Origin of the sequence: Thiothrix caldifontis, assembly GCF_900107695.1 — a bacterium.
In the GTDB taxonomy this organism is placed as follows: domain Bacteria; phylum Pseudomonadota; class Gammaproteobacteria; order Thiotrichales; family Thiotrichaceae; genus Thiothrix; species Thiothrix caldifontis.
Window position 1 is genome coordinate 23,172 of sequence record NZ_FNQP01000035.1, and the last position, 9,772, is coordinate 32,943.

The 9,772-nt window shown below is 51.7% G+C and carries 12 protein-coding genes; 8 read left to right on the forward strand and 4 right to left on the reverse strand.

Going from position 1 to position 9,772, the window contains the following annotated elements:
- Positions 1–7 precede the first annotated feature (7 nt).
- Positions 8–316: a nitrite reductase small subunit NirD gene (gene nirD, locus BLV87_RS17535; RefSeq protein WP_093070790.1), complete on the reverse strand. Its 309-nt coding sequence runs from the start codon at positions 314–316 to the stop codon at positions 8–10.
- 12 nt (positions 317–328) lie between these two features.
- Entirely contained in the window at positions 329–2,770 is a 2,442-nt protein-coding gene (nirB, locus tag BLV87_RS17540) for a nitrite reductase large subunit NirB (RefSeq protein WP_093070792.1), read from the reverse strand.
- Between the two features lie 395 nt (positions 2,771–3,165).
- Between nirB and BLV87_RS17545 the strand changes: the two genes are divergently transcribed.
- Entirely contained in the window at positions 3,166–4,458 is a 1,293-nt protein-coding gene (locus BLV87_RS17545) for an ATP-binding protein (protein ID WP_093070794.1), read from the forward strand.
- On the opposite strand, the gene BLV87_RS17550 is transcribed toward BLV87_RS17545, so the two are convergent.
- A complete protein-coding gene (locus BLV87_RS17550) occupies positions 4,446–4,871 on the reverse strand; it encodes a type II toxin-antitoxin system VapC family toxin (RefSeq protein WP_093070796.1) in 426 nt (141 codons plus the stop codon). The two genes, BLV87_RS17545 and BLV87_RS17550, sit on opposite strands and share 13 nt — an antisense overlap.
- Positions 4,871–5,125 (reverse strand): type II toxin-antitoxin system Phd/YefM family antitoxin, encoded by a 255-nt coding sequence (locus BLV87_RS17555; RefSeq protein ID WP_093070798.1) that lies wholly within the window; start codon positions 5,123–5,125, stop codon positions 4,871–4,873. Before BLV87_RS17555 ends, BLV87_RS17550 begins: the two co-directional genes overlap by 1 nt.
- A 185-nt stretch (positions 5,126–5,310) precedes the next feature.
- On the opposite strand from BLV87_RS17555, the gene BLV87_RS17560 reads away from it, so the two are divergent.
- From BLV87_RS17560 to BLV87_RS17585, 7 genes are all read left to right on the forward strand, one after another.
- The gene (locus tag BLV87_RS17560) at positions 5,311–6,288 is read left to right on the forward strand and encodes an alpha/beta hydrolase (RefSeq protein WP_093070800.1); all 978 of its coding nucleotides are present in this window, start codon (positions 5,311–5,313) and stop codon (positions 6,286–6,288) included.
- A 278-nt stretch (positions 6,289–6,566) separates the two neighbouring features.
- On the forward strand, positions 6,567–6,974 hold the full coding sequence (locus BLV87_RS17565) for an SRPBCC family protein (protein ID WP_093070801.1): 408 nt from the start codon (positions 6,567–6,569) through the stop codon (positions 6,972–6,974).
- Positions 6,971–7,129 (forward strand): hypothetical protein, encoded by a 159-nt coding sequence (locus BLV87_RS19720; protein ID WP_217630028.1) that lies wholly within the window; start codon positions 6,971–6,973, stop codon positions 7,127–7,129. The genes BLV87_RS17565 and BLV87_RS19720 overlap by 4 nt, the downstream gene beginning before the upstream one ends.
- A 255-nt stretch (positions 7,130–7,384) precedes the next feature.
- Positions 7,385–7,993 (forward strand): TetR/AcrR family transcriptional regulator, encoded by a 609-nt coding sequence (locus BLV87_RS17570; protein ID WP_093070803.1) that lies wholly within the window; start codon positions 7,385–7,387, stop codon positions 7,991–7,993.
- A 63-nt stretch (positions 7,994–8,056) separates the two neighbouring features.
- Positions 8,057–8,266, forward strand: a complete 210-nt coding sequence (locus tag BLV87_RS17575) for a hypothetical protein (RefSeq protein ID WP_093070805.1) — start codon at positions 8,057–8,059, stop codon at positions 8,264–8,266.
- Positions 8,267–8,323: 57 nt separating this feature from the next.
- Positions 8,324–8,923: a sulfur carrier protein DsrE2 gene (dsrE2, locus tag BLV87_RS17580; protein ID WP_093070807.1), complete on the forward strand. Its 600-nt coding sequence runs from the start codon at positions 8,324–8,326 to the stop codon at positions 8,921–8,923.
- Between the two features lie 34 nt (positions 8,924–8,957).
- Positions 8,958–9,662, forward strand: coding sequence for a sulfurtransferase TusA family protein (locus BLV87_RS17585; RefSeq protein WP_093070808.1), 705 nt, complete (start codon positions 8,958–8,960; stop codon positions 9,660–9,662).
- The last annotated feature ends 110 nt before the right edge of the window (positions 9,663–9,772 follow it).

Below are 9,772 nucleotides of genomic sequence, written 5' to 3' on the forward strand. Positions count from 1 at the left end.
GGGTGTCTTAAAGCTGAAGAAACACCCTGCCCCCCTCCACCTTCACCGCAAACACATTGCTACACCCATGATCCGGCGCAAGCGCGTTGCCGCTGCTCAGGTCGATCTTCCAATTGTGTAGCGGGCAAGTGACGGTCGAGCCGTGCATAATCCCTTGTGACAACGGCCCACCTTTGTGCGGGCAAGCATCCCGAATCGCGTAAACCTGATCATCCGAACCGCGAAACACGGCGATGTCGGTGTCACGGGTTTTGATCAGGCGCGAGCCGAGTACCGGAATTTTGTTTAATTCGACGACTTCTATCCATTTGCTCATTATTGTGTACTCCTAGGCTTCGATCATGATCGGGGTAAATTCAGCAGCTTCTGCACCGTCGGCACGGGCTTTCCAGGGGTCGATTTGCGCAGGCTGTTGCGAAATCAGGAAACGCTCGTACAAGGCTTTGCGGTTGGCGGCATCGCTTAAAATCGCGGTTTTGACCTTTTCCAAACCGACGCGCTCAATCCACGGCGCGGTACGTTCCAGATAATGCGCGTCTTCGCGGTAGAACTGGCAGAACGCGCCGGTGTATTCCAGCACTTCCTCCTCCGTGGCGACTTTGCACAGCAAATCGGTGACGCGCACTTTGATACCGCCGTTACCGCCGATGTGCAGCTCGTAGCCGGAATCGACGCACACCACGCCGATGTCCTTGATGGTGGCTTCTGCACAGTTGCGCGGGCAACCGGAGACTGCCAGTTTGAACTTGTGCGGCATCCACGAACCCCACGTCAGTTCTTCCAGCTTCACGCCCAAGCCCGTGGAATCTTGCGTGCCGAAACGACACCATTCACTGCCGACGCAAGTTTTCACGGTACGCATCGCCTTGCCGTAAGCGTGACCAGACACAAAACCTGCCGCGCTCAAATCCTTCCACATCGCGGGCAACTGTTCTTTTTTGATGCCGAACATATCAATGCGCTGCCCACCCGTGACTTTCATGGTCGGCACTTGGTATTTGTCAGCAACATCCGCAATGGCGCGTAATTGATCGGAGGTACACATCCCGCCGAACATGCGCGGCACGACCGAATACGAACCGTCTTTCTGGATATTGCCGTGGGCGCGTTCGTTGATGTAGCGCGATTGCGCATCGTCCACGTACTCAGTCGGGTAAGCGCACAGCAGGTAATAATTGAGTGCGTTCCGGCAAGATGGGCAACCATCCGGCGTTTTCCACTCGAAATGTTCACGCACCGCAGGCATGGTTTTCAGGTTGTGCTGAATAATGCCGTGGCGAATATCGTCATGGGTGTAATCGGTGCATTTACACAACGGTTTGGTTTTCGGCGTGGCGGAATAGTCGCCGCCAACGGTATGCGCCAGCAAGGATTCGACCAAGCCGGTACACGAACCGCACGAAGCCGAAGCCTTGGTATGCGCACGCACTTCATCCAGCGTGAATAACTTTTTCTCGGTAATCGCTTTTACGATGTCGCCTTTGCACACGCCATTACAGCCACAAATTTCGGCATTGTCTGGCAAGCTGGCAACGCGGGTGTCGGGGTTATGCCCGGAATCGCCCAAATGATGTTGCCCGAATAGCAGGGTGTCGCGGAAGGCGGACACATCCGTGCCGTCTTTCATCAACTGGAAATACCAACTGCCATCGACGGTATCGCCGTACAGCACCGCGCCCTTGACCTGATTATCTTGCAGCACGATCTTTTTGTATGTGCCGGACGCTGCATCCTTGAACACGATGTCTTCGGTCTGGTCATTGCCGGTGAAATCGCCAGCGGAAAACAATTCAATGCCCGTCACTTTTAGCTTAGTGGACGTGACCGTGCCGACGTAGCGGGCAATGCCGTGTTTGGCGAGGTGGTTGGCGGCGACTTTGGCTTGTTCAAACAGCGGGGCTACCAAGCCGTAGGCAATGCCGCGATGTTGCACGCATTCGCCAATCGCGTAGATTTTCGGATCGGTAATGGTTTGCATGGTGTCGCTGACCACGATACCGCGTTCGCAATACAATCCGGCGGATTTGCCGAGTTCGGTATTGGGTTTAATGCCGACTGCCATCACCACCAAATCGGCGGGAATTTCGGTGCCGTTTTTGAAACGCACGGCGGTGACGCGCTCTTGCCCAAGGATTTCAGCGGTGCTGTGTTCCATCAGGAAGGTCATGCCGCGCTCTGCCAGAGATTTTTGCAACATGGCAGCAGCGGGTTTGTCGAGCTGGCGTTCCATCAAGGTGTCGAGCAGGTGGACGACGGTGACGTTCATACCTTGTTTCATCAAGCCGTTGGCGGCTTCCAGCCCCAGCAAGCCGCCGCCGATGACGACCGCGTGTTGATACTGGCTAGCGGTTGCCAGCATGGTATCCACGTCTTTGATGTCGCGGAAACCGATCACTCCCGCTTTATCCGCACCGGGCAAGGGCAGCATGAACGGCACGGAACCCGTGGCAATAATCAGGCGGTCGTAATGCGCTACCGTGCCGTCGGTGGCGATGACTTCGCGGCGGGCGCGGTTGATTTGCTCAACCTTTTTGCCTTTGTGCAAGGTGATGCCGTTGTCGATGTACCACTGTTCGCCGTTGAGCATGATTTGCTCGATGGTCTTTTCGCTGGCAAGTACCGGCGAAAGCATAATGCGGTTGTAATTGCCGTAAGGTTCTTCGCCGAATACCGTGATGTTGTAATGGTCGGGGGCAAGTTTGAGCAGTTCTTCGAGGGTGCGTACCCCTGCCATGCCGTTGCCGATCAGTACTAAATTTTCTTTGTGCATTGTTGCGTCTCCTGAAAACAAAAAAGCCCTGAACCGTTACGCCGGAGAGGGCGCAGGGTTCAGGGCTTCGTTACCCGTGATATGTGTGTCACGCAACAGTGCGTGGTGGCTGTACCTCGATCGCCGTTGACCGGGGGGCAGCGTTTGGGGAGATTTATGCAAGGGTTGTGCCAAGGGTGGCTGCGCCGTTACCCCCCTTCCCCAGCCCTTCCCCCGCAAGGGGTGAAGGGGGTAAGAGGGAGATGTGGGTATATTAGTTTGCGCTGATTTGGGGAGTGGGTGGGGAGGTTTGCACTGGAATGGGGCATTCAAACACAAAAGCGGTTCACCTTAAAATTGACGATAATTAAGGAATCTTCCTTACAAAAAAGACGATTTTAGCTAAAATAGCCTTCATGACCAAGAAAGAACTGCTCAAAACCCTAATCCGCGACTTCCAGCTACGGGAAATTCCTGCATTGAAGCCGCGCAAGCTGGAAATTCCGCTGCATCTGAACAAGGTGATTACCCTCATGGGGGTACGGCGGAGCGGGAAATCCTCCATCCTGCTGCAAGCCATCGACACCCTACGCAAAACCGTGCCCCGCGAACAAATCGTCTACCTGAACTTTGAGGACGAACGCCTTGATCTGGCTGCTGATGAGCTTGACCTGATTGTGCAGGCTTACCGCGAGTTGTACCCGGAACAGGATTTGTCACAGTGCTACTTCTTTTTTGATGAAATCCAGAACCTGCCGAAATGGGAACTTTTCATCCGGCGACTGGATGACAGTATATCCCGCCACCTGTTCATTACCGGCTCTAATAGCAAGTTGCTGGGCAGTGAAATCGCCACCGCCTTGCGCGGGCGTACCTTGCGCTACGAAGTATTCCCACTGTCATTTGCGGAATATTTGGGATTTCAGGGCATTGCAACGGATTGGCATGCCTCTCACTCACGCGCCCTGATCAACCGTGCCTTCGGGCAATTCCTGACACAAGGGGGCTTCCCGGAAGTCGCTTTGCTGGATGATGAAAGTGTGCGCCGCAAGCTGCTAACCGAATATTTCGATGTGATGATTTACCGTGACCTGATCGAACGCTATCAGGAACGCAATGTGCAAGCACTGCGGTTTTTCCTGCGCCGTTGCATTGAAGGTGTCACCAGCCCGCTATCGGTTGCCAAAGTCCATAACGAGCTGAAATCTGCCGGATTCCGTATTGGCAAAGACACCTTGCACAACTATCTGGAACAAGCCAACGCGATTTACCTGCTGATGGTGGCTTACAAATACGACCCGTCACTGGTGCGGCGCGAACTGGGCGACAAGAAAGCCTACATTGTGGATAACGGTCTGATCAGCGCATTGAGCTGGCGGGCGGGACAAGATAAAGGCAAGTTGCTGGAAAATCTGGTGGCGATGGAATTACGCAAACAGGGCTTGGAACTGTTGTTTGTCAAAGGCACACAGGAATGTGATTTTGTAGTGCAACAGCCCAACGGGGCTTGGCTACCGATACAAGTTTGTTACGAGATGGGTGATCCGGCTACTCGTGCACGTGAAGTGGCGGGATTAGTGGCAGCCTGTCGGTTTTGTGATACCCAAACCGGCATTATCCTCACAATGGATGAGGAAGCGGAATGGCAAGAAAGTGACGTTACCATCAGCGTTTCGCCCGTGTGGAAATATTTCAGTCAAGAGCCATAAATCCACGGATTCACTATCTCAACGCCTGTCGGTTTGAAATCCTCCACATTGCGGGTCACAACTGTCATGCCGTGAACCATTGCGGTTGCCGCAATCAGTGCATCACGATCTGAGCGCGGGTCTGGCACATGCAGGCTGGCACATTGCCGCGCAACGGCGGTATCCACTGCCAACACACGCTCAGCAAAACTGGGTAACACTTGGGTTTCCAACCACTGGCGCAACATTGCACCTTGGGTAGCATCACGCCGTTCCAGCGACAAGATGCCGGTTTCCAGCTCCAAAATGCTGATTGCCGACACAAATAAGCCGGTGGCAGGCACGCTTTGCGCCCAAGCGACGACGTGCGGGTCTGCCTTGCCGGTTTTGGCTTTGCGTAGTTCGGAAACCACGTTGGTATCCAGCACGTACATCAGAGTAACTCCGCAGGCTGGTACAGTTTGCCACTCAAACGCGGTGGCTCGAATTCGATGTCAGCCGCTGCTGGCATTGCCAATAAGTCAACGATACTCACCTGCTGCCCGGTGATGCGCAGGTATTCTCCAATACTGAGCAACACATGGGCGGGTTTGCCCCGGTCGGTGATGAATACCGGGCCATTGAGTGCCGCTTTCTTGGCGCGGCTGGCATCCTGATTGAATTCGCGGCTGGAAAGAGTTGTGATCATGACAACACCTCTTGCATTAAGTAATTGTAGAAACAATACTATAAAATCTTGGCCAAAAATAGAAGTATGGTAAATAACTGCGACGCTATCTAAACTCTTCATCATCTCAAACATCCGCGAGTGTTACTGCCCCATGACTGACCTCAATACTCAACTGGTTTCCATCCTCAGCCGCGTTATACCGCATGATTAAACGTTTCCTGATCGTGGCACTCAGCCTGATGGTGGTATTTCTGGCTGGTCCGACGGCTGAACGCGACCTGCGTATCAAGCCCGTACAGTTGCCGGATGACATTGATCAATATCTGGCGGTGTCCGAAGCCAGCTTGCCCGACATCATCCCCGGTGCGGAAAAAACCGTGGTGTGGGCAAATCCGACCCAAACCCGCACCCCGCTGTCCATCGTTTACCTGCATGGTTATAGCTCCACCCGCCAAGAAACTGCCCCGCTGAGCGACATGCTTGCCAAACGCTTGGGGGCAAACCTGTTTTACACCCGTTTAAGCGGACACGGACGTGACGGTGAGGCATTGGCGCAAGCCAGCATCAATGACTGGTTGAATGATGCCCATGAAGCCCTTGCCATTGGTAAACGGTTGGGTGAACGGGTCATTGTTATTGGCACATCCACTGGTGGAACCCTCGCCACATGGTTGGCAGTGCAGGACAATAGCGAAGCCGTGCTGGCTTATGTGCTGATTTCACCCAATTTCAGACCCTATGATGCCAAGTCGGAAATGCTTCTCTGGCCTTGGGGGAAATACATTGCGCAATTAGTGGTCGGCAAAGAATACGCTTGGACACCGCATAACCCGCAACACGCCCATTACTGGACACACCGTTACCCGACCACTGCCCTCGTCAACATGATGGGTCTGGTTGATCTGGTGCGTGATTCAGCCCTAGAAAGCATTACCAAACCGGTGTTAGTGCTGTACTCCCCACAAGATACCATCGTTGCCCCGGCTGAAATTGAACACCACTATGCACGGATTGGTTCGCAAACCAAAACCATCCATGCCATTCGCAACAGTGGCGACCCCGACAACCACCTGTTGGCAGGCAACACGCTTGCCCCTAATAACACCCCACACATCACCAACCTGATTCTGGATTTTGTGGCAAAACTGCCGACGCCGCCCAAAGCGGTAATGGTCAAGTAATTACGTTTTGGCGGTTGCTGGGCAAGGCAGCCAAAACGCTTGGCGGTGGTTTTTACCAGCAGGTCACTGGTCATCGGAATGGCGGTATTTTGCTGCGGATTTATGCTTGATTTATAAGTATTTTTCGTCAACTTATGGTAGAGTTTCAGGCAATTCGTCAAACGCTGACGACAATTTAATACACGCCATACCAATTATAACGATCAAAGATAAGCAGCTTACGAATCGCTGCAACAGCCCTTCAAAAGACAACACGATAAATTTGGTACTAATGGTTTATGAACCCTATTTTCAATCTTAGTATTTATATTGACCGTCCTCCCGCTGATGTTTATGAGTTCGTTTACGATCCCCTGCATCTTCCTTTATGGGCTGCGGGATTGGCGCAATCAGAGGTTAAGCGGGAGGGTGATGGGTGGGTTGTCAATGCCCCGTTCGGCACGGCACGGGTTACTTTTGTCCCCAAAAACCCTTTCTATGTTTTAGACCATGATGTCCAACTGGATTCAGGCATAACCGTCCACAATCCGATGCGTGTTGTTCCACATGGCGATGGGAGTGAGTTCCTATTCACTTTAATCCGCCAACCCAGCATGACAGAAGATCAATTTATGGCTGACAAGGAGGCTGTCGAGAAGGATTTGTTGACCCTCAAGAACTTGTTGGAGTGCAATACAAAGCAATGAAGTACAACACAGTTTCATCGTGCCGTGTCCATGACGCGGTGAACCAGCGTCTTAACATCAACGCTTGGTCTAGCCGCGCTGATAGCGCGGTGATCTGCCGTGCTGCCCACTTCTTTGTTACGGCGGGTTCATCGCTTCGCGTAGACACGCGGTGAAAATGGTGTGCCAGCATCACAGCCGAAATTTGAAGAATTGGTGCGCCGCGCTGATGCACGGGAAATGCCACGCTAGATTTAATCGGGTTTTGTCGTGCGCTGATGCGTGATATGACGTGCCAGCCTGATAAATGAAGAGCGAGAGTGTGCCATTTCTCTGTACACGACAACAAATTATTGATGACATCGGCGAACCCGTCTTCGATTTATATTGGGCACTTGCGCTTTACCGATCGGTCAACTATCATAAACCCGATGAAAACATCCACCGATACCCGCCAACGCCTGCTCGACAGCGCCCGTGAACTGCTCTACTCGCGCAGCTACGGCAACGTGGGCGTGAAGGAAATCTGTGATGTAGCGGGGGTACAAAAAGGCAGCTTCTACCACTTTTTCCCTTCCAAGCAAGAATTGACGCTGGCAGTGTTGGATGAGTTCTTCATTATTTCAAAACAAGAGATTTTCTCCCGTTCGTTCCGCCCTGAATGGTCAGGACTGAAACAACTGAATGCCTTGCTGGAAAATATTTATCTATTCCAGAACAGCACCAAGGAACAAATTGGCAAAACGCTGGGTTGCCCTTATGGAAATATGTCGTCGGAAATGAGTACGCAGGATGAAGTCATCCGCCAGCGTCTGAATGGTTTGTTGCAACAAATGGAGATGTCACTGAAAACCGCGCTGGAGCAAGCCGTACACGAAGGTGAAATTGCCCCGTGCGATACCGCTGCCACGGCTGCGGCGATGTTTGCCTTCATAGAAGGGCTGATGCTGTTGGCAAAGACCCGCAATGATCCCGAATTGATACGTGAACTCGGTGTTGCCATGTTAACCATCCGCATTGGAGAGCCTGCGGCCACCTAAAAAATTTACACTGAAATTTAACCGACCGGTCAGTTAAATCCAACCAAACCACGGAGAATACCTATGAAAAAATACATGACGAGCAATTCCATGCGCTTCTTTTTCTTTTTCGCGGCTTCTGTCATTTGGACAGGCTTGTGGCTAACAGGGTTTTCTGTAGCTCATTGGCTCTTGTATGTGCCTGCGACCTTATTGGCATTTGCGGCAATAACGGGCATTTGCCCCGGTTTGATAGTTTCCCAACTGTTGTTTGGTGAAAAACCGAAATCCTGATCGTTCAATACTGTGAGTAACCCATTTTTTGATCCGTAAATCGTAAGGAGTTGCACCATGACCGCCACCGCAGAAACCAGCCCGATGGGTTTTGATAAAGCCCTTTTTGATCAATGGTTTGATGAACGTTTCCAGCACAAAATGGATGAGCGCGAAGCCAACCACATCCCCTCCATGACCATCATTTCTACCAAGGGAACGCTGGATATGGCTTACCCACCGTTCATTCTTGCTTCCACTGCGGCTGCATTGGGTTGGGATGTGACGGTATTTTTTACGTTCTACGGTCTGGATTTGCTGAAGAAGAAGCTGGATTTGAAAGTTAGCCCACTCGGCAACCCTGCCATGCCAATGAAAATGCCGATGGGGCCGGAGTGGTTACGCAAAGCCAATTTGCCGATTCCCAATGTGCTGATGGCGGGCATTCCCGGTTTCGAGACTGCCGCTACCGGCATGATGAAGGAAAAGGGTGTCGCCTCCATTGAGGAGCTGCGTGAATTGGCACTGGAAGCCGAGGTAAAAATGGTGGCGTGTCAGATGACAGTGGATTTGTTCGGACATGAAAAATCCGACTTCATCGACGGCATCAGCGAATGGGTGGGTGCGGCGAGTTTCCTACCGATTGCACAGAAAGCGGATGTAAACCTGTTTATTTGATTTTTCCATTCATAAAACCTATAAGGCTATTGCCATGTTAGAAAACAACACCATTTCAACGCGATCTATCGAACTAATGCCGGATACACTTGCGGGCATTCTTGACTGGGATACCCTCGATCAGATTTGGTATGCCATACAGCATTCGGATAATACCCAATGGTATATTCACAATAATGATGCTTCTAACGCTGATTATGATCGGCTCAATGCTGTCAATACCAGTGGTGACATCAGCTCTGGTTTAACAGCACTTAAAGACTACCTGCGACAAGCGCATCCGCGTGACTACTGCGGACTCGCATTCGCCGACTCATTAACAGCACCCACATTAATTCGTGTTTTTGACCCAAAATATCTCACCTCCATGTGCAATATCTATGGCAATACGCCCGCGCCAAGTTGGGTAATCTCAACAATGGATGCTGCACAGCTTTCCTCTAATAAAATGACAGCATCAAAATTGCAAAATCATAGCTTAGGCAAGGCGCTACCCAACGCACCGAAACACCCACAGATAGCAGATTCTCTTGATGCTAGACGCATGGGATGCCCGCTTCCGTTAGTGCATACTGCCCGCTCATTGCGTCGCTTAGCAGTGGGGGAAATACTCGAAATCGTTACGATTGAGCCGGGTTCTGTCAACGATATTGAATATTTATGCAAATGCACAGGCTCAAAACACATAGCCCTATACGCATCAACTTTAACCCGCGAAAGCGGTCTCCCTCTCTGGTAGGCTATTAGTTTTGCACACCGAATAGATCGACTTCGACAAGGAGACCGCGCATTGATACTGACAAAAGTAGCCACCGCATTGCAAGCCATCTTGTATGAAAAAGCGGACGC

What these genes read in the sequence shown, in the direction of transcription:
- nirD (WP_093070790.1), bottom strand. Translation starts at nt 316, where the DNA reads ATGAGCAAATGGATAGAAGTCGTCGAATTAAACAAAATTCCGGTACTC.
- nirB (WP_093070792.1), bottom strand. Translation starts at nt 2,770, where the DNA reads ATGCACAAAGAAAATTTAGTACTGATCGGCAACGGCATGGCAGGGGTA.
- BLV87_RS17545 (WP_093070794.1), top strand. Translation starts at nt 3,166, where the DNA reads ATGACCAAGAAAGAACTGCTCAAAACCCTAATCCGCGACTTCCAGCTA.
- BLV87_RS17550 (WP_093070796.1), bottom strand. Translation starts at nt 4,871, where the DNA reads ATGTACGTGCTGGATACCAACGTGGTTTCCGAACTACGCAAAGCCAAA.
- BLV87_RS17555 (WP_093070798.1), bottom strand. Translation starts at nt 5,125, where the DNA reads ATGATCACAACTCTTTCCAGCCGCGAATTCAATCAGGATGCCAGCCGC.
- BLV87_RS17560 (WP_093070800.1), top strand. Translation starts at nt 5,311, where the DNA reads ATGATTAAACGTTTCCTGATCGTGGCACTCAGCCTGATGGTGGTATTT.
- BLV87_RS17565 (WP_093070801.1), top strand. Translation starts at nt 6,567, where the DNA reads ATGAACCCTATTTTCAATCTTAGTATTTATATTGACCGTCCTCCCGCT.
- BLV87_RS19720 (WP_217630028.1), top strand. Translation starts at nt 6,971, where the DNA reads ATGAAGTACAACACAGTTTCATCGTGCCGTGTCCATGACGCGGTGAAC.
- BLV87_RS17570 (WP_093070803.1), top strand. Translation starts at nt 7,385, where the DNA reads ATGAAAACATCCACCGATACCCGCCAACGCCTGCTCGACAGCGCCCGT.
- BLV87_RS17575 (WP_093070805.1), top strand. Translation starts at nt 8,057, where the DNA reads ATGAAAAAATACATGACGAGCAATTCCATGCGCTTCTTTTTCTTTTTC.
- dsrE2 (WP_093070807.1), top strand. Translation starts at nt 8,324, where the DNA reads ATGACCGCCACCGCAGAAACCAGCCCGATGGGTTTTGATAAAGCCCTT.
- BLV87_RS17585 (WP_093070808.1), top strand. Translation starts at nt 8,958, where the DNA reads ATGTTAGAAAACAACACCATTTCAACGCGATCTATCGAACTAATGCCG.